Source organism: Bradyrhizobium centrolobii (assembly GCF_001641635.1).
GTDB classification, from domain to species: domain Bacteria; phylum Pseudomonadota; class Alphaproteobacteria; order Rhizobiales; family Xanthobacteraceae; genus Bradyrhizobium; species Bradyrhizobium centrolobii.
In genome coordinates, this window is record NZ_LUUB01000090.1 from 65,744 (window position 1) to 85,284 (window position 19,541).

The window sequence follows — 19,541 nt, forward strand, 5'->3', positions numbered from 1 at the left end:
CTCCTATTCCAGTTGCATGCGGACGCCCTTGGCGCCGTTGAGCAGGCGCTTGAGATGAAGGCCGGCCAGGGGATCGCCGGCATGCACGCCGATCAGTGCGGCGAAGGCGGGCATGGCCGCAGAATCGCCTGCCTCCAGCTTGGCAAAGGCCTCCGAATATTGCGCCGTTGCCGGCGCTTCGAATCTTGCCGGCGGCAGCGGCTCGAATGCACGCAGGGGCTCGCTGCGCCCGCGCAACATCAGATCGCCCACGGGGCGTCCCTGAAAATTCTCGGCACTCCCAGCAACACTCGCACTGACGCAAATCCGCGTGCCCAGATACTTGTTGGCGGCTTCCAGCCGCGCCGCGATATTAATCGTATCGCCATAGGCGGTGTAGTCGAAGAAGCGATTGCCGCCGAAATTGCCGACCAGTGCGGGGCCGGAATGGACGCCGATGCGGGTCGTTCCGAAATTCACACCCTTCGTCTTCTGGCGAGCGCAAAAATCCTCAGCCCAGGCGTCGAGATCATGGGCACAGGCGACCGCTCGCGTCGCATAATCCGGCTGGTCGCCGGGCGCGTTGAACAGCACCTGGATCGCGTCGCCGATGATCTTGGCAACCGTTCCCTCATGCGCGAAGACGACCTCGGCCATTCCACCGACATATTCGTTGAGGAGCGCCCCGAGCGCCTCGGGTGGTGCACTCTCGATCAGTGACGTGAAGCCGGTGATGTCGGTGAAGATGGTCGCGACCTCGCGCCACTGCACCTCCATCCCGTCGCCCTCGCCGCTTGCCGCCAGTCGTTTGGCAAGCTCCGGCGAGAAATGGCGCGACAGGGCAGCATGAGCCCGCTCTGCCTCCATCTGACGCCGCCGCACCTCCCGCAGCATCTCGATATGGCGGAGGGTCTTCTCGATCGTCGTCTCAAGGTCGACGAAGTCGATCGGCTTGGTGAGGAAATCAAATGCACCGCGGTTCATGGCGGTGCGGATGTTGCTCATGTCCCCATAGGCGGAAAGGATGATGGTCGACTTCTTGTCCTCGGCTTCCTGGAGCTTTTGCAACAGCGACAGCCCGTCCATCCGCGGCATGTTGATGTCGGAGACGACCATGTCGACATGCGGATGCTGCGCGATCGACTCCAGGGCCTCGACGCCGTCGCGCGCGAACATGAAGTTGACCAGCCCCTCGCGAAGCTGCCTGCGGAATTTTTGCAGGACCAGTGCCTCGAGGTCGGGCTCGTCGTCGACGAAGAGGATGGTCGCCGTCATGCCGCCTGCTCGAGCCGCGTGTCGATCTCCTGGCGCAGCTGCGCGAAGTCGATCGGCTTGGTGAGGAGCCCGACGGCGCCCCGCTCGATCGCCTTCCTGTGCGTCTCGGCGTCGCCATAAGCCGTGATCATGATGACGGGAACGTGCGGATATTCGGCCCGCACCTTCGGCAGCATGTCGAGTCCGCTCATGCCGGGCATGTTGATGTCGGACAGGATCAGGATCAACGCGGGATCGCGGACCTCGGCGGCGCGCCTGAGCGCATCGGGCGCGGAGGGAGCAAACTCCATCTGGAAGCGGCCGGCGCGCAGGTCGCGCCGGAACTGCTGACGGAACAGCGCCTCGACGTCGGGCTCGTCATCGACGACCAGGATATAAACGTTCAAGTCTTGCCTCCGGTAGTGCCTTCCGCTGCCAGCGTGCGCGGCAGCGTGATGATGAACTCGGTAAATACACCGGGCTCGGTATTCACGTCGATCGTTCCGCCATGCTGCTTCACGACGATGTCATGACTCATGGAAAGGCCAAGCCCGGTGCCCTCGCCGGCCGGCTTGGTGGTGAAGAAAGGATTGAACATCTTCTCCTTCACCTCGGGCGGAATCCCGGTGCCGTTGTCGCGGATCCGGATCTCGACCCCGCTGCCGAGATTCCTGGTCGTCGCGCTCAAGGTCGGCTCGAAGCCGTCCCCGGCGCTCTCCTTGCGTTTGGCAGCAGCATAGAATCCATTCGAGATCAGATTGAGCAGGACGCGCGTGATCTCCTGCGGATAGATGTCGACCGCACTGGCCGCCGGATTCAGATCGCGCTTCAGCGTGACGTTGAAGCTCGGCTTTTCGGCGCGCGCGCCGTGATAGGCCAGATTGAGGCTCTCCTCGACGATCGCGTTGATGTCGACGAGACGATGCTCGCCCGAGCCTTCGCGCGAATGCAACAGCATATTCCTGACGATGGAATCGGCGCGCTTGCCGTGCTGCACGACCTTATCGAGATTGCTCTTGAGCATGCGGGTCAGCTCGTCGACGTCCTCCCTCGTCTTGCCGTCCAGCGAAGCCGATCGCAGGGCCTCGTTGAGCTCATCGATCAGCTCCGTCGACACCGAGGAGAAGTTATTGACGAAGTTGAGCGGGTTCTTGATCTCGTGGGCAATGCCAGCGGTGAGCTGGCCGAGCGAGGCGAGCTTCTCGGTCTGGATCAGGCGGTCCTGTGCGGCGCGCAAATCGTTGAGGGACTGGCTGAGTTCGGCCGTCCGTTGCGCGACTTTCTTTTCCAAGTCGGCATAGGATTCCTGCAAACGCGCGCCCATGTCGTTGAACTGGTCGGCGAGCCCTTCGAGCTCGTCGCCGGTCCTGATCGAGATGCGCTGGGAGAAATCGCCGCCGCCGATGCGCTCGGCGCCGCTGCGCAGCGCCTGGATCGGGCCGACCATGCGGCGCGCGAGAAAGATCCCGGCGAGCACGGCGAAGATCGACGCCACGAGCAGCACGATCGCGAGCCGCTCCAACGAGGCATGGAGGGCTGCATAGGCCTCCTCGACCGGCAGCTCGACGAACATGGTCCAGCCGAGCGGCGCGATCGGCGCCGACGCCGTCAGAACCTTCTGTCCCTGGATGTTGGTCGCTTCCTGAAGCGAATCCGGCGTGACGCCGCCGCCGGCTTGCGCAGCGCGCACCTGCGCGAGCCCCGACATGTCGGTGTTGCGCAGAACGAGGCTGATATCGGGATGCGCGATCAGGCGCCCCTCCGGACCGACCACATAGGCATGGCCGTGCTCGCCGACCTTGATCTGCGAGACCACGTCCCAGATCAGCTTGAGATTCACCTCCGCGATGCTGACGCCGGCATCCTTGCGCGCGCCGGCCAGCGCCAGCGTCATGTAGGGCTCGGACTCCCGGCGAAAATAGACCGGCCCGTAATAGACCTTGTGGGCGACGGCCTCGGTGAATTTCGGATCGATCGAGAGATCCACCCCGCTGTCGATCGCGTCCATCGCGAGCCGCGAGACGCGCAGGCGCTCCTTGCCGGTCGCATCCACCTGGGCGAGCTCGGTGATGGCGGGTACCTGGCGAAGGAGCCGCAGCGCATCGAACCGGCGCTGCTCGATCGAGCCCGCCGACCACGGCAGCTGGATGGTCCAGCCAAGCTGGCTCTCGATCTCCTTGACGAACTGGCCGATCTTGGCCGCCGCCGCCTCGGCCTGCTCGTGCTGCACCCGGATCAGCGATGCCTTGTGCTCGCGATAATAGAAGAAGACCTCGAAGAGGCCGTTGGCGAGCAGCGCGATGGCGACGACGGCCACGAACAGCGCGACATATTTGGTGAACAGCCGCGTGCGGATCCCCGGCCGCGGTCCGGCCTCCGAACCGACGCCGTCCGGCGCTGCACTGGGCAGCGTCCGGGCCTGCGGGGTGTCGGGATGGAGGGAAATGCTCATCCCGGCAAACCTAGCAAGAAGGCCGGACCTTGTCTCTCGCAGGCGCGGGAAAAGACGTCCAACGCGGGGCACCGCGGAATCACCCCTGCTGCCGACCACAGAAAAAGGGCGGCAACGGTGTCAGCCGATGCCGCCCTTTTGGTTCAGTTGGCCTTCTGTGTCAGGTCGGCCGCAGCGCCTTGGAGCCGAGGTCCATGGCCTCGATCTGCTTGTTGCGCTCCGATTCGGCCTCCTTGCTGTGATCGGTCGCCAGCACGACGTAGACCGCCGGCAGCACGAACAGCGTGAACAGCGTGCCGATCGACATACCGGCCACGACCACGAGGCCGATCGAGAAGCGGCTGGCCGCGCCGGCGCCGGTCGCCGTCAGCAGCGGGATCAGGCCGGTGACCATCGCCGCCGTCGTCATCAGGATCGGACGCAAGCGGATGCGGGCCGACATTTCGATCGCCGAGCGGCGGTCGAGCCGTTCCCTGATCTGGAGCTCGTTGGCGAACTCCACCATCAGGATGCCGTGCTTGGTGATCAGGCCGACCAGGGTGAGCAGACCGACCTGGGTGTAGATGTTCATGGTCGCGACGCCGAAGAACAGCGGGATCAGGGCGCCGACGATCGCCATCGGCACCGAGATCATGATCACCAGCGGGTCACGCAAGCTCTCGAACTGCGCCGCCAGCACCAGGAAGATGATGATCAGCGCGAAACCGAAGGTGATCGCGAGCTGGTTGCCTTCCTGCACGTACTGCCTGCTGTCGGCGAGATAGTCGTGGCTGAAGCCCTGCGGCAGCTTCTTGGCTTCGCTTTCGAGGAAGTCCACCGCCTGACCGATGGTCACGCCAGGCATCGGCACGGCCGAGAACGTCGCCGAATTGAGCTGATTGTAGTGCGTCAGCGAATTCGGGTCGGTGGTGGTCTGGATCGAGACCACGGTCGACAGAGGGAGCTGCGCACCCGTGTTGGTGGTTACATAATAGCCACCGAGCGATTCCGGCGAGAGCCGCTTGCCACGGGGCACCTGCGGGATCACCTGGTAGGAGCGGCCCTCCAGATTGAAGCGATTGATGTAGTTGCCGCCGAGCAGCACCGCCAGCGTGCTGCCGAGGTTCTGCATGTTGACGCCGAGGTCCTGAGCCTTGGTGCGATCGATCGTCACCTTCACGTTCGGCTGGTTGAAGGCAAGATCGCTGTCGGAGACGATGAACATGCCGCTCTTGCGCGCAGCGTCCTTCAGCTTCTCCATCTGCTCATAGACGGTCTGGAATCCCGCGGTGGAGTTGATAACCATCTGCACCGGCAGGCCGCCTGGCCCGCCCGGCAGCGGCGGCAGGTTGAAGGCGAACGCCTGCACGCCCTCGATCTTGGACAGCTCCGCCTGCACCAGCGGCTTCAGCGCGATCGACGACCGCTTGCGCTCGTCCCACGGCTTCAGCAGCATGCCGGCAATGCCGCCCTGCGGGCCGTTGATGCCGTTCAGCACGAAGCGCAGATCGGTCTCGGAGAATTTCTGGAATTCCTTGTCGAGCTTGTCGCCATAGAAATCGAGATAGTCGATGTTGGCGTATTTCGGCGCCTTGGTCACCGCGAACACGATGCCCTGATCTTCCTCGGGCGCCAGCTCCTTCGACGTGTGCATGTACAGGAAGCCGACGAGCCCGAGGATCGTCAGCGCGAAGAGTCCCGTCACCGCCTTGTAGTCGAGCGAGCGGTCGAGCTTGCGGCCGTACCAGCGCGTTACTGCGCCGAACACCTTGTTGACGAGCTTGGCGAAGCGGCCTTCTTCGGTGTTCTTCAGCAGCACCGAGCACATCATCGGCGACAGCGTCAGCGCGATCACGCCGGATACAATCACCGAGCCGGCGAGCGTGAAGGCAAACTCGCGGAACAGCGAGCCGGTGAGGCCGCCGAGGAAGCCGATCGGCGCGTACACCGCGGCGAGCGTGATGGTCATGGAGATGACGGGACCGACGATCTCACGCGCGCCTTGCAGCGCCGCCTGGACCGGCGTCTTGCCCTCCTCCAGATGGCGGTGGATGTTCTCCACCACGACGATGGCGTCGTCGACCACGAGGCCGATCGCGAGCACCATCGCAAGCAGGGTCAGCAGGTTGAAGCTGAAGCCCAGCGCCAGCATCAGCGTGCAGACGCCGATCATGGACAGCGGAATGGTGACGACGGGAATGATGACCGAGCGGAGCGAGGCCAGGAACAGGAAGATCACCACGATGACGATGATCACGGCTTCGCCCAGCGTCTTCTCGACCTCGTCGATCGACGACTGGATGAACTTGGTCGAGTCGTAGGCGACCTTCATCTTCATCGACGGCGGCAGGTTGCGCTCGAGCTCGGGGAACAGCGCGCGCACGCCCTTGACCAGCGTCAGCGGGTTGCCTTGCGGGGTTGCCTGCACGCCGATGAAGATCGCGTGCTCGCCGTTGAAGGCGACGCTCGCGTCCGTGCTCTGCGCGGCAAGTTCGACGGTTGCGATGTCCTCCATGCGCACGAAGCCGCCGTCCTTGGCCTTGACGATCATCTTCTTGAACTGGTTGACGTCGGTGAGACCCGTATTCGTCGAGACGTTCGAGACGATGAGAAAGCCTTTGGTCTGGCCCGCCGCAGACTGGAAGTTGTTCGCGGTGATCGCAGCCGCAACATCGGCCGGCGACACGTTGCGGCCGGCCATCTTCACGGGATCAAGCCACAGCCGCATCGCGAAGGTCTGGCCGCCGAGAATGTCAGCGGAGGCGACGCCGTCGACGGTCGACAGCACCGGCTGCACCACGCGCGTCAGATAGTCCGAGATCGCCGAGCCCGACAGTTCCTCGGACGAGAAGCCGAGATACATCACGGCCGTGGTCTGGCCCGTGGTCTTGGTGACGATCGGGTCGTTGGATTCCTTCGGGATCAGGTACTTGACCGAGTTGGTCTTGGCGAGCACCTCGGTGAGCGCCTGGTTCGGGTCGAAATTGAGCTTGATGTAGACCTGGATCGTCGAGGTGCCGAGCACCGAGGACGAGGTGATGTAGTCGACGCCTTCGGCGGAGGCGACCGCCTGCTCGATCGGCGTGGTGATGAAGCCCTGGATCAGGTCCGCGGACGCACCGGGATAGACGGTCGTGATGTTGATGACCGTGTTCGAAAGCTTCGGATATTGCCGGATCGGCAGCACCATCGCTGCGCGCAGACCGATCAGCAGGATCAGCAGGCTGACGACGACCGATAGAACCGGGCGCTTGATGAAAATATCGGTAAAGGCCATCGCGGCGATCTCGATTTCTTTGTCTCAAGAAGCATGATCCGGCCGGGCCGGATCATGCGAATGTAATGTCAGTAGCGCGGCGGCTGCGCCGGGATCGGCGGCGGCGGGTCGGTCGAAATCGACACCGCGGCACCCGATTGCAGCTTGAGCTGGCCGACGGCGACGACCTTGTCACCCGCCTTCACGCCCTTGAGGATCTCAACACGGCCATCGCCCCGATTGCCGGTCTGCACGAAGGTGCGGACCGCGCTCAGGCTGGTCTTGCCGTCCTCTTCCTTCTTCTCGGTGATCACGAACACCGCGTCGCCATAGAGCGTGTAGTCGACCGCCGTCTCCGGCACGGTGATCACCGCCGGCTTGTCCGGCAGCACGACCGTGGTGGTCACGAACATGCCGGGCTTCAGGATCTTCTCCGGATTGGCGATCGTCGCCTGCACCCGAATGTTGCGGGTGTCGGTCGAGATCTGCGGCTCGATCGTCGTGATCTTGCCGTCGAAGGTGCGGCCTGGATAGGCGTCGACCCTCAACCGGACGGGCTGGCCGACCTTGAGATTGCCCGAGTCCTTTTCCGTCACCGTGAAGTTGGCCCACAGCTCCGACAGATCGGTCAGCGAGACGATGGCCGTGCCAGCGGTCAGATACTGTCCGACCTCGACCTTGCGGACGCCGAGATCGCCGGAGAACGGCGCGCGCACCAGCTTCTGCGAGATCAGCGCCTCGGTTTTGGCGATGCCGGCCAGCGCCTGGTCGTAGGCGGCCTGAGCGGAATCGACAGTCGCCTGCGGACCGAACTGGCGCGACGCCAGCTGCTTGGCACGGTCGAGCGAAAGCTGCGCGACGGTCGCCTGCGCCTTGAAGTTGGCGAGGTCACCCTGCTCCGGTGCATCGAACAGCTGCACCAGCGGCATGCCTTCCTCGACATGCGCGCCCGGCTCGAACTTGATCTCGGTGACGCGGCCGTTGACGTCAGCAGTGACGTTGACCTGGTGCACGGCGGCGAGTTCGCCCACCGCGGTCAACAGATTCGGCACCACCTCTGACTTCGCCTCCGCCGCGCTGACGGCGACCGGCGGCGGCTTGTTGTTGGCGAAGAACTGCTTGATCATCTGGCCCCGGAACGAGTTGAACCAGACGAGGCCACCGACCAGCGCGCCCAGCAGCACGCCGACGATGAGAAACCAGCGCACCGGCTTGACCGGACGCTTGGCAGCCTTGTTGTCGATCGGTTCGCCCGAAATCTTGTGTTCGGCTACGATGTTCATGTCATGCACTTTCTGCAATCGCCGTCTTGCCGGCACCCGGCGCCAATGCGCGGTCCAGATGCGAAGCAATTGCGGCGTCGTTAAGTCCTATACCCCTCAGGAGAAACTCACAGAGCTGCCGTTCGAGATCGTTCGCCTTGCCGTAAGCGAGACAGGGCGTGGCCGGCAGCCTGGTCAGCGCAGCCGTCATCACCGAATGATGCGCAAACCAGAACAGGTTGAGCGGCTCGCCGGCGAAAGGCCGTGCGTCGCCTGCGGCAACTGCACGCTCGAGCGAGGCGACGAAGACCGTTCCGATCAGCTTCTCGATCTTGGCATATAGCAGGCGAGCGAATTCGCCATCATCCAGGTGACTCGTGGCCATCAGTCGCAGGCGCTGCGCCTCCTCCTGGTCGGGGCCGTCGGCAATCTCGAGGAAATGCTGGACCATGCCGCGGATCAGCTCGACCAGGGCAGCGGTCGACGGCTCCCGCTCGAGCAGCTCCATCAGCGCCGGATCGGCCTCGCATTCGTCGCTCAGGATTTCGGCATAGAGCGCCGCCTTGGAGGGGAAATGCTTGAACAACAGCGCTTCGGAAATGGCAGCAGCGGCCGCCACGCTCTTCGTCGTGGTGCCGTTATAGCCGTGACGGGCAAAGCAACGTTTGGCTGCGCCGAGGATCAACTGACGCCTCAGGTCGCTCGTCATGCGTAATGAGCTCATGCTAGTGAGTAACCACTCACCCACGCAAAAGTCAAGCCAAATGCTGCGACGCAACCTAAATGGGTTGTAGATTCAATGGAAAATTTGCCCGACGGCCATCGCCCGCCGACACGGCAGGGCCGGCAGGTCCTCTTCGGGGCAGATTGATTCGAGAGGGCTAGATCGGCTGGAAGCCGAGGTCGCCGCGGATCCGGTTGACGATGTAGGTCCCGTCCCGGCTTGGCAAAATCCGCTCAACGTTGGCGCTGTCGATCTTCACATTGGCAAATTTCGGTCCGGCGGAGACATCATGGACGGCTCTCGCAAGGGCCTCCACCTCGGCCATGGTCGAGATCGCCCGGCTGTCCGGGATGCCGCAGGCCCTGGCGACGCCGACGAGGTCGGCGGCCGCGGAGGTGTGGCTGGTCTGGCCGCCGGTCTCGCCATAGCACTCGTTGTCGAGCACCACGATCGAAAGGTTGGACGGCTTCTGGAGGCCGATGGTGGCAAGGCTGCCCATGCCCATCAGCATCTCGCCGTCGCCGGTGATCACCAGGACCGGCAGTTTCGGCTGCGCCAGCGCGAGCCCGAGCCCGATCATCGCTGCGCCGCCCATGCCGCCCCACAGGTAGAAGTTGCGCGCGTGATCGCCTGCGGCGGTGATGTCGTTGGTGGAGGCCCCCAGGCCGCCGATCGCAACGACATCCTTGCGGTTGGCAAGCAGCGCGGACACCACCTGGCGGCGGTCAAGAAGATTGGCCTTGCTCATTTGGTGAAAACCTTGGCGCCGATCAGGCGCTGCGACAACAGGACGGCGGTCGGCGTGAGGGCATTATAGGCCTGCGCGGCGGCGGCTTCGAGCACCGCCGGCACTTCGGCCGCGTTCGAGGCCCGCAGCACCTTGACGCCCGAAAGTTCGAAGACGCCCTGCGTGGTCGATCCCATCGGCACCTGCCATGGATTGAACTCGCCCCACTCGCCACGCATGGTCACGAGCGTGAGGAACGGGAAGCGCAGGATCGGGATCAGCGACAGCATGTTGATGCAGTTGCCGACCCCGCTCGACTGCATCAGCAGCGCGCCGCGCTGTCCGCCGGCCCAGGCGCCGGCCAGCAGCGCCACGCCCTCCTCCTCCGTCGTCAGCGGAATGCCACGCATCGTGGACGAGGCCAGCACGCGCTGGATCAGCTTCGAGTGGCCGGCGTCGGGCACGTAAGGCACCTGACGGACGTCGAAGCGTTGCAATGTCGCGAAAATATCGTCGGGCCAAAGAGTGCTCGATTCGGGGGCCGTGTCGGCAGCATCAGCGCGGGCGTGCATTTTCCTGTCCGGTCGGCTAGCAAATCGTGGCACGACTGTAGACGGTGAGCCGCATCGCTCGAAAGTGCGAAAATGGCATATCGGTCTCAACCGGCGAGTATGGCGGCATGAACGCAGATGCGAGAGAACTGGCGGCCAATTTCGATCTGGAGAAGCTGACGCCCGAATTCTACGACAATCCCTACCCGACTTATCGTGCACTGCGGGAGAACGAGCCGGTCAAGCGCCTGCCGAACGGCACCGTGTTCCTGACCCGGTACGACGACCTCGTCGCCACCTACAAGAACACAAAGTCCTTCAGTTCGGACAAGAAGCGCGAGTTCGCACCGAAATATGGCGACTCCCTGCTCTACGAGCACCACACCACGAGCCTCGTTTTCAACGATCCGCCTTCTCACACCCGGGTGCGGCGCCTGATCATGGGCGCGCTTTCGCCGCGCGCGATCGCCGGCATGGAGCCTGACCTGATCAAACTGATCGACGGCCTGCTCGACGCCATCGCCGCCAAGGGCCATAGCGAGCTGATCGACGACTTTGCTGCTTCCATCCCCATCGAGGTCATCGGCAATCTGCTCGACGTTCCCCACGACGAGCGCAAGCCGCTCCGCGACTGGTCGCTGGCGATCCTGGGAGCGCTCGAACCGGTCGTGTCGACTGAGGCCGCGGCGCGCGGCAACAAGGCGGTGAAGGACTTCCTTGCCTATCTCGAGACGCTGGTTGCCCGCCGTCGCCAGAAGCCCGGCAATCCCGAGCGCGACGTGCTGACGCGCCTGATCCAGGGCGAGGAGAACGGCGAGCGGCTGACCGAGAAGGAATTGCTGCACAACTGCATCTTCCTGCTCAATGCCGGGCACGAGACCACCACCAATCTGATCGGTAACGGCCTGGTGGCGCTGCATCGGAACCCGGATCAGAAGCAGCGGTTGATCGACAACCCCGAGCTGATCAAGACCGCGGTGGAGGAGATGCTGCGCTATGAGAGCTCGAACCAGCTCGGCAATCGCATGACCACGGAGCGGGTCGAACTCGGCGGCATCATGCTCGATGCGGGCACCTCGATCACGCTGTGCATCGGTGCGGCCAACCGCGATCCCGCGCAGTTTCCGGATCCCGAGAGTTTCGACGTTGCGCGCACGCCGAACCGGCATCTCGCCTTCGCCACCGGGGCGCATCAATGCGCCGGCATGGCGCTGGCGCGGCTCGAAGGCGCCATCGCGATCTCGCGCTTCCTGGCGCGCTTCCCGAACTATGGCCTGAGCGGCCAGCCGGTGCGGGGCGGACGGGTGCGGTTCCGCGGCTTCCTGAGCGTACCCTGCTCCATCGGCTGAGCATTTTTGAACGAGCTCCGCATTGTCGGTTAGAATGCGCGCTACCCATGAGCTGGAGTGACGAAGGATGAGTAGTCCGCCAGTCGATGATTTCATCGCGAGAGAGGCGCGCTTCGGCGCCCGCAATTACGAGCCGCTTGGTGTTGTCCTGTCGCGCGGCGAAGGCGTGTTCGTTTGGGACACCCAAGGCAACCGCTATCTGGATTGCCTGTCCGCTTATTCGGCGCTCAACCAGGGCCACTGCCACCCGAAAATCCTGGCCGCGATGGTCGAACAGGCCGGCCGACTAACCCTGACCTCGCGCGCATTCCACAACGACCAGCTCGCTCCCTTCTACGAAGAGATCGCGGAGCTGACCGGCTCGCACAAGGTGCTGCCGATGAACAGCGGGGCCGAGGCGGTGGAGAGCGCGATCAAATCCGTGCGCAAATGGGGCTATGAGGTGAAGGGGGTGCCCGACGGGCAAGCCGAGATCATCGTCTGCGCCAACAATTTCCATGGACGCACCCTCGGTGTCGTCGGCTTCTCGACGGATGCGGCCACGCGCGAACATTTCGGACCTTTCGCGCCGGGCTTCAGGATCATTCCCTTCGGCGATCTCGCCGCGCTGGAAGCGGCGATCACGCCGAACACTGTCGCCTTCCTGGTCGAGCCGATCCAGGGCGAAGCCGGCGTCATCATTCCACCGGCAGGCTATTTCACGGGGGTGCGCGAGCTCTGCACCGCGCACGAGGTGATGCTGATCCTCGACGAGATCCAGACCGGGCTCGGCCGCACCGGCAAGCTGCTTGCGGAACAGCACGAGGGCATCGAGGCGGATGTGACATTGCTCGGCAAAGCTTTGTCCGGCGGCTTCTATCCCGTCTCGGCCGTGCTTTCCAACAACGAGGTCCTCGGCACGCTGAAACCGGGTCAGCATGGCTCGACGTTTGGCGGCAACCCGCTCGCCTGTGCGGTGGCGCGGGCGGCGCTCCGCGTTCTCGTCGAGGAAGGAATGATCGAGAACGCTGCGGTGCAGGGTGAGCGCTTCCTGCAAGGCCTCGGAAGCATTCGCGCCAACACCGTCCGCGAGGTGCGCGGACGCGGGCTGATGCTGGCTGTCGAGCTCAATCCCGAGGCCGGACGTGCGCGACGCTACTGCGAGGCGCTGCAGCTCGAAGGCATTCTCGCCAAGGATACCCACGAGCACACGATCCGCTTCGCCCCGCCGCTTGTCATCACCAGCGACCAAGTCGACTGGGCGCTGGAGCGGATCGCGGCCATCCTTACGCAGGATTTGACGTAAGGCCTGCCTGCGTCGGAATACCGCAATGCCGGGCGGCGGCCGAACGATTTCGTCACCTCCGCGTTGAACAGTTGCGGGCGACTGGGACTAGCGTGGAGTTGCTATCATGCTTCCGCGGGGCGTGTGCTTTTCGGCGTTTTTGGTTGGCGTCTCGATGCTCGCGGCGGGCGTCGGCGCGTCCGCCCAGGACCACCATGGAAGGGGTGGACCACCGGGACCGGCTGCACGACCGGCAGCGCCACCGGCGATGGCCCGTCCGGCGGCGCCGCCAGCCATGGCGCGCCCCGCCGCGCCGGCATTCCATCCACCGGCAATGCCGCAGCGACCGGCGATGGCGCCACATCCGGCGCCGCACATCGCCTCACCGCCGCCGCGTCCGACCCCACACTTCGCTGCACCACCGCCGCGAGCTGCCCCGCACGTGGCGGCACCGCGGCCTGAATTCCATCGGGCGCCGGCAGCAGCGCAGCGTCCGGCCATGGCACCGCGGCCGACGCCGCATATCGCAGCCCCCTCACGCCCCAGCGCGCCGCCGGCAGTGAGCGAGCGGCAGGAACGGCCGCGCGAGACGCTGTCGCGCCAATCCACGGAACGCCAGGGCCGCATCGACCGCTTGCAGCAGCGCGTGCAGCAATTGCAGTCGCAAAAGCCCGCAGAAGGCGCAAGGGCTCAACGCGAGCAGCAACGGTTGCTGCAGTCGCAGAGCCGGCTGCTTGAGCGCGAGCAGCGAGTGCAACAGCGCGAGCAGCACGTCGACCAGCGGCAGCGCGAGATGCTTACGCGCCAGACCACAGAACGTCAGACGCGCATCGATCGGCTGCAACAGCGCGTGCAGCAATTGCAGTCGCAGAAGCCGGAGGGCCGGCGGGCGCAACGTACAGAGGAGCGGGCGTTGCAGACACAGAACCGCCTGCTGCAGCGCGAGCAGAGCATGCAACAGCGGGATCAGGCGCGCCTGCAGCGGTTGGGACCTGAGCCGACGACAGTTGGGCGAGCCGCCACTGCCGCCGCGCAGGCCGCCGAGCGCGGGCGATTTGCGGAGCGTTTCCGTGAGCACGCCACTCCGCAAAGCCAAGCGGCACTCATCACCCGCCAGAGCGGCTGGGCTCCCCGGCAGGCCTGGCGGCACCGTCATCCTGCGGTCTTCGTGGCGTGGCTTGGGCCGGTGTTCTGGCCGTATGCCTATTCCGATATTTTTGACTACACGTTCTGGTCCTACGCGTACGATCCCGGCTATTGGGCCTATGCCTACGATGACTTCGTCGACACCGTGTTCTGGGGCGGGGATGGCGGCTATTCCGCCTATGCCAGCATCAACCCGTATGACTATCCGCAAGCCGGTGGCAGCTACCGCGCGCGCCGGGGCGCCAGCGTAAGCCAGCAGACGCTACGGCAATTGTGTGACGCTCCGGACAAGGGCGTGACCGCCTGGCCGATCGCGTCGATCGCGCAGGCAGTACGGCCGACACCCGAGCAGCGCACCCTGCTCGATGACTTGAAGGCTGCGGCGGCTAAAGCTGCCGCCGTGTTCAAGGACTCCTGCAATGATTCATATGCGCTGACGCCACCCGGCCGCCTGCGCGCGATGACGGCACGCGTCAGCGTCACGCTTGAGGCGGTGAAAATCGTGCGGCCGGCGCTCGAACGATTCTATGGTTCACTCAACGATGAGCAGCAGGCGCGTTTCAACGCGCTCGGCCCCAATATCGGCGAGCGCCCGCAACAGCAGCCGCAGCAGCAGGAAGCGAACGCTCGGTCCGAAAGCTGCGGCGATCCGAAATCCAGCCTGACGCAGCTGCCGATCGAACGGATCGAGGCGGTGGTACATCCGGCGGGCAAGCAAAAGGAAGCGCTCGAACGCTTAGGCGACGCGACCAAGCAAGCGGTTCAGGCCCTGCAGGCTGCCTGCCCGGATGACGTGCCGCTGACGCCAGTCGGGCGGCTCGAAGCGATGCAGAAGCGGCTCGAAGCCATGCTGGAGGCAGCCAATCGGGTGCAGCCGGCATTGGACGAGTTCTATGCAACGCTGAGCAGCGAGCAGAAGGCCCGCTTCAACACGCTGCCGCAGACGGCAAGCCAGTGACCGCCACCAGCGTTGCTTGAGTACCGATCCTAAACCACGCTCCGGTGCCGATCGATGCAGGTGCGCAGCACCTCGTCCATCGGCTTGCACCACCAGTCGTTGGAGAAGATCTCGATCTCCGAATAGCCGGTATAGCCCTGCGCTTCGACCGCGGCGCGCACCGACTTGATGTCGATGACACCGTCGCCCATCATGCCGCGGTCGTTGAGGATGTCCTTGGTCGGCACCAGCCAGTCGCAGACATGGAAGGCCAGCAGGCGATCCTTGCCGGCGCGCGCGATCTGGCCCATCAGCTCCGGGTCCCACCAGATGTGATAGACGTCGAGCGCGACACCGAGCATGCCGCTGCGGCCGGGATCGAGCCGGTCGCAGATGTCGAGCGCCTGTTTTGTGGTGTTCACGCAGGCGCGGTCCCCGGCATAGGCCGGATGCAGCGGCTCGATCGCCAGCGGCATTTTCGCCTGCCTGGCGTAGTCGAGCATTTCGGCCAGCGCTTCCTCGACTTGCACGCGCGCCGCGGCAAGGTCCTTTGAGGCCGCGCTGCCCGGCCGCGAATATTGCGGCAAGCCGCCGACGACCAGCACGATGCAGGATGCGCCCAGCGCCTTGGCTTCATCAACACAGCGCCGATTATCGTCACGCATTTCGGCTCGGTGCGCAACGTCAGAGGTAAACATGCCACCGCGGCAATAGCCCGAGAGGTCGAGCCCGGCATCGCGCACCGCGCGCGCGGCCCGGTCGAGACCGACGGTCGCGACCTGGTCGCGCCAGGGATCGATGGCGCGGATACCGTGCTTTGCACAGGCTTCGATGATCTGAACGAGGTCACCCTGCTTGCGGACAGTCGCCGTGTTCAGCGACAGCCAGCGATGGTCAGACGAAAAGTCACGCATCAGGATTCGAGTCCGTGCGAGGCCAGCACGGTCTTCATCCGCTGCGTCGCGAGTTCGGGATTGGCGAGCAGGCCGGCATGATCGGCCAGGCGGAACAGCTCGGCCAGATGCAGCATCGAGCGCGCGCTCTCCTGACCGCCGACCATGGTGAAGTGATCCTGGTGGCCGTTGAGATAAGCCATGAACACCACGCCGGTCTTGTAGAACCGCGTCGGCGCCCTGAAGATGTGGCGCGACAGCGGCACGGTCGGTCCCAACACGTCGTGGAAGCCGGCATCGTCGCCTGCCGCAAGCCGTGACAGCGCGTAAGAGGCCGCCGGCGCTATGGCATCGAAGATGCCGAGCAGCGCGTGCGAAAAGCCTTGGCTATCGCCCGCGATCAGCTCCGCATAGTTGAAGTCGTCGCCGGTGTACATCTTTATGCGCTTGTCGAGGCGACGGCGCATGTCGATCTCGCGCTGCTTGTCGAGCAGTGAGACCTTGACGCCATCGACCTTGGCGGCGTTGCCGTTGATGATGGCAACCGCCGTGTCCATCGCCTTGTCGAGATCCTTGGTTCCCCAATATCCCGTCAGCGCCGGGTCGAACATGTCGCCGAGCCAGTGAATGATCACGGGCTCGCGGACCTGCGAGAGCACGCGGTCATAGACTTTTGCGTAATCGTCGGCGCTGCGGCCGAGCTTGGCCAGCGCGCGCGAGGCCATCAGGATGATGCGGCCGCCGACTTTCTCGACCGCCGAGAGCTGCTCTTCATAGGCGCGGGTCACGTCGTCGAGGCTTTTGGCATCGTCGACCGCAAGATGATCGGTGCCTGCCCCGGAGAACACCAGTGCGTTACGCCGCTTGGCGGCCGCGACCGAGCGCGTGATCAGCTCCAGCGAGGTCGGCCAGTCCAGACCCATGCCGCGCTGCGCCGTGTCCATGGCTTCCGCCACACCGAGACCGAGGTCCCAGACGTGCTCGCGGAAGGCGATGGTCTTGTCCCAATCGACAGACGCCGAGAGCCAGGGATCGCTGTCGGCGAAGGGATCGGCGACCGTGTGCACGGCCGAGAACGCGACGCGGTTCAGCGTGCCCTCGAGCTTCGCCGGAAAGCTCCGCGAGGCCGCAAGCCGGTAGGTCTCGATCGAGCGGTCGGCCTTCGGCAGCTTCAGCGACAATGACGACATCGGCAGGACGGGCTTGTTCATCTTTCCCTCCTCAGACCTTGATCGGCGCAACGTCGATCCAGCGCCGCTCCTTCCAGCTCTTCAGCGCACATTCGGCGAGTTGCACCCCCTTGGCGCCTTCGAGCAACGTGAACTTGTACGGCGCATCTTCGTAAACGTGGCGGATGAACATCTCCCACTGCTCCTTGAAGCCGTTGTCGTAAGAGACGTTGTCGGGCAGCTTCTGCCAGTCGCCATAGAAATCGTGCAGCCGCTTCTCGTCGGGATTCCACACCGGCCGGGGCGTCGCCTGCCGCGCCTGGATCATGCAGTCCGAAAGACCTGCGACAGCCGAGCCGAGCGTGCCGTCGACCTGGAAGGTGACGAGGTCGTCGCGATAGACCCGCGTCACCCAGGACATGTTGATGTGGGCGATGATGCCGCCCTTGAGCTGGAACGTCGCGTAGGCGGAATCGTCAGCAGTCGCCTTGTACTTCTGGCCCTGCTCGTCAAAGCGCTCTGGAATGTCGGTGTTGCCGATGCAGACCACGCTCTCGACGTCGCCGAAGAGATTGTCGAGCACGTAGCGCCAGTGGCAGACCATGTCCAGGATGATGCCGCCGCCGTCTTCGCTGCGGTAGTTCCAGGACGGCCGCTGCGCCTCCTGCCAGCCGCCTTCGAACACCCAGTAGCCGAACTCGCCACGCACCGAGAGGATGCGACCGAAGAAACCGGAGTCGCGCAGGAAGGCGATCTTCTTCAGACCTGGCAGAAACAACTTGTCCTGCACCGTGCCGTGCTTGACGCCCTTCGCGTTGGCGAGCTTGACGACCTCGACCGCCTCCTCGAAGTTGGTCGCGATCGGCTTCTCGCAATAGACATGCTTGCCGGCGTTGATCGCGCGGGACAGAAGGCCGGGCCGCGCCTGCGTGGTCGCAGCGTCAAAGAACATGGTGTCGCTCTTGTCGGCGAGCGCCGCGTCGAGGTCGGTCGTCCACCGCGTGATGTTGAACTGCTTGGCGAGCCGCTCGACCTTGTCGGCGCTCCGGCCGACCAGGATCGGATCGGGCATCACGCGATCGCCGTTCCTCAGCTTCACACCGCCCTGGTCACGGATCGCGACGATCGAGCGGATCAGATGCTGGTTGAGCCCCATGCGGCCGGTGACGCCGTTCATGATGAGGCCGAGGCGTTGCGTGGTCATGCCAATTGCTCCTGAAGTGATGTTGGCTGTTCAAGCGGGCGTAGTGCCGACCAGTCCGGATAGACCGACGTCGCAAAGCCCGTTGCGGTCAGCGATCCCGTCAGGAGATCGCCGTTGTGAATGGAAAGGCGGATGTCTTGGCCGGCATCAGCATAGAGATCGGGATGCGCGGCCGCGAAGGCTTGGGCTTCGGCGGCGGGCGCCTCACCGAAGCCGTCGACATAGTGATGGCCGTTGCGCTCGGCATGCGTGACGCCGATCAGGGCGCCGAGCGCCAGATCCTGTTGCACGGCAAGGCCGGCCTGGCAGGTCAGGTCCTCGCCGGTCACGAAGAACCTTTCTCCGCCCACGCTCCATTTCGCAGCACGGGTGGCGTTGACGATGGACTTGTAGAGACCCTTGCAGGATTTCGAGGAAATTCCGCAATAGCCCAGCGCGCGCGCGGCCGGGAAGGCATCGTAGGAATCATCGGCCTCGTCGATGATGAAGCCGCGCGCCGCGAGCGAGTCGAGCGGGGACTGCCGGGTGATATCGCGCGGCATCGGCTGTTCGACATAGAGCAGACGCGACGAGATCGATCGAAGCTCGGGTGCGTGATCGAGCCGGTCGATCAGCGTGCGCAAGGCGACGAGATCGGCGTATTGCTCGTTCGCGTCGAGGGTCACCTGGTAGTCATGCCCCAGCGTGTCGAGTTCCTTACCGATACGCGTCAGCCTTGCCGCATCGGCGGACGGATCGCCCGACAGTTTCAATTTGAAGTAGCGTGCGCCGGCATTCTCGTGCGTATCGGCGACACCGCCCTCGCCCTCAACGATGTCGTCGAGACCCACGGTGTGGCGTACCGCGACGCGCGGCAGCGGCTTCCGTTGCGCGAGAAACTGCCCGATCTCCGCATCGTTCAGATCGGGCGAAAGGCGCGCATCGATGCCGGCGATGTTGTCGGCCATTCCATCGAAGAAATTCGTATCGGCGCCGCGCAGCAGCGCATCGAGGATCGCCTTGTCAATCTCAGCCGGACCATACGCAGCAGCAAGCGGCGGAATGTTCTCCTTCGCGCAGGCCGCAACCTGCGCGCCGATGCATGCGGCATGCAGCCCGAAGGTCGTGTCAAAATTTGTCTGCGCAAGATAGAGGCCACGCGCGATCGCGAGCGAGCGGCGCAGCCCATCGACTGTCTGCGCCGGCGACAGCTCGGGCCGTTTGTCGAACCATTTCGGCACCAGCAGCTCGGCGCTGGCGCCGACTGCGATCCCCTTGCCTTCGACCTCGATCTCCACCCGCACAAAGAGCTGCGGGGTCGCATGGATCGTGATGGCGCCGAAGCGGAACGGCCGCGCGAATCGCACGGGCCGCTCAAAGAATGCGATGTCTCGCAGCTTCTGGCGCACAGGCATG

General features: G+C 64.4%; 16 protein-coding genes. 4 read left to right on the plus strand and 12 right to left on the minus strand.

The features are described 5' to 3' along the window. Window positions 1–3: 3 nt before the first annotated feature. The 8 genes from AYJ54_RS32490 to AYJ54_RS32525 form a co-directional block, all read right to left on the minus strand. Window positions 4–1,254 (minus strand): adenylate/guanylate cyclase domain-containing protein, encoded by a 1,251-nt coding sequence (locus AYJ54_RS32490; protein WP_063705531.1) that lies wholly within the window; start codon window positions 1,252–1,254, stop codon window positions 4–6. Then, a complete protein-coding gene (locus AYJ54_RS32495) occupies window positions 1,251–1,640 on the minus strand; it encodes a response regulator (RefSeq protein ID WP_063705533.1) in 390 nt (129 codons plus the stop codon). The genes AYJ54_RS32490 and AYJ54_RS32495 overlap by 4 nt, the downstream gene beginning before the upstream one ends. Then, window positions 1,637–3,685, minus strand: coding sequence for a sensor histidine kinase (locus tag AYJ54_RS32500; protein ID WP_063705539.1), 2,049 nt, complete (start codon window positions 3,683–3,685; stop codon window positions 1,637–1,639). Before AYJ54_RS32500 ends, AYJ54_RS32495 begins: the two co-directional genes overlap by 4 nt. A 160-nt stretch (window positions 3,686–3,845) precedes the next feature. Then, window positions 3,846–6,941: a MexW/MexI family multidrug efflux RND transporter permease subunit gene (locus AYJ54_RS32505; RefSeq protein ID WP_063705540.1), complete on the minus strand. Its 3,096-nt coding sequence runs from the start codon at window positions 6,939–6,941 to the stop codon at window positions 3,846–3,848. A gap of 68 nt (window positions 6,942–7,009) precedes the next feature. Continuing rightward, window positions 7,010–8,203, minus strand: a complete 1,194-nt coding sequence (locus AYJ54_RS32510) for an efflux RND transporter periplasmic adaptor subunit (protein WP_063705543.1) — start codon at window positions 8,201–8,203, stop codon at window positions 7,010–7,012. 1 nt (window position 8,204) lies between these two features. Further along, entirely contained in the window at window positions 8,205–8,891 is a 687-nt protein-coding gene (locus tag AYJ54_RS32515; RefSeq protein ID WP_063705545.1) for a TetR/AcrR family transcriptional regulator, read from the minus strand. Window positions 8,892–9,063: 172 nt separating this feature from the next. Continuing rightward, on the minus strand, window positions 9,064–9,654 hold the full coding sequence (locus tag AYJ54_RS32520) for a thiamine pyrophosphate-dependent enzyme (protein ID WP_063705547.1): 591 nt from the start codon (window positions 9,652–9,654) through the stop codon (window positions 9,064–9,066). After that, window positions 9,651–10,205 (minus strand): phosphonopyruvate decarboxylase, encoded by a 555-nt coding sequence (locus tag AYJ54_RS32525; RefSeq protein WP_063705549.1) that lies wholly within the window; start codon window positions 10,203–10,205, stop codon window positions 9,651–9,653. The genes AYJ54_RS32520 and AYJ54_RS32525 overlap by 4 nt, the downstream gene beginning before the upstream one ends. 107 nt (window positions 10,206–10,312) lie before the next feature. Here AYJ54_RS32525 and AYJ54_RS32530 point away from each other — a divergent pair, with 107 nt between their 5' ends. From AYJ54_RS32530 to AYJ54_RS32545, 4 genes are all read left to right on the plus strand, one after another. Then, on the plus strand, window positions 10,313–11,533 hold the full coding sequence (locus AYJ54_RS32530; protein WP_063705550.1) for a cytochrome P450: 1,221 nt from the start codon (window positions 10,313–10,315) through the stop codon (window positions 11,531–11,533). Window positions 11,534–11,600: 67 nt separating this feature from the next. After that, on the plus strand, window positions 11,601–12,818 hold the full coding sequence (gene rocD, locus AYJ54_RS32535; RefSeq protein WP_063705552.1) for an ornithine--oxo-acid transaminase: 1,218 nt from the start codon (window positions 11,601–11,603) through the stop codon (window positions 12,816–12,818). A gap of 123 nt (window positions 12,819–12,941) precedes the next feature. Further along, window positions 12,942–13,259 carry a hypothetical protein gene (locus AYJ54_RS51550; protein ID WP_063705554.1) on the plus strand — a complete coding sequence of 106 codons (318 nt, stop codon included), beginning with the start codon at window positions 12,942–12,944 and terminating at the stop codon, window positions 13,257–13,259. Between the two features lie 97 nt (window positions 13,260–13,356). Beyond that, window positions 13,357–14,901: a Spy/CpxP family protein refolding chaperone gene (locus AYJ54_RS32545; protein ID WP_245329181.1), complete on the plus strand. Its 1,545-nt coding sequence runs from the start codon at window positions 13,357–13,359 to the stop codon at window positions 14,899–14,901. 29 nt (window positions 14,902–14,930) lie between these two features. Here the strand turns inward: AYJ54_RS32545 and AYJ54_RS32550 are convergent, their stop codons facing one another. The 4 genes from AYJ54_RS32550 to AYJ54_RS32565 are packed head-to-tail and all read right to left on the minus strand — an operon-like array spanning window position 14,931 to window position 19,540. Beyond that, window positions 14,931–15,794, minus strand: a complete 864-nt coding sequence (locus tag AYJ54_RS32550; RefSeq protein WP_063705558.1) for a sugar phosphate isomerase/epimerase family protein — start codon at window positions 15,792–15,794, stop codon at window positions 14,931–14,933. Beyond that, a complete protein-coding gene (locus AYJ54_RS32555) occupies window positions 15,794–16,984 on the minus strand; it encodes a dihydrodipicolinate synthase family protein (RefSeq protein ID WP_063705560.1) in 1,191 nt (396 codons plus the stop codon). The genes AYJ54_RS32550 and AYJ54_RS32555 overlap by 1 nt, the downstream gene beginning before the upstream one ends. A gap of 10 nt (window positions 16,985–16,994) precedes the next feature. Next, window positions 16,995–18,146: a Gfo/Idh/MocA family protein gene (locus AYJ54_RS32560; protein ID WP_063705562.1), complete on the minus strand. Its 1,152-nt coding sequence runs from the start codon at window positions 18,144–18,146 to the stop codon at window positions 16,995–16,997. Continuing rightward, window positions 18,143–19,540, minus strand: a complete 1,398-nt coding sequence (locus AYJ54_RS32565) for an enolase-like domain-containing protein (RefSeq protein WP_063705563.1) — start codon at window positions 19,538–19,540, stop codon at window positions 18,143–18,145. The genes AYJ54_RS32560 and AYJ54_RS32565 overlap by 4 nt, the downstream gene beginning before the upstream one ends. Window position 19,541 lies beyond the last annotated feature (1 nt).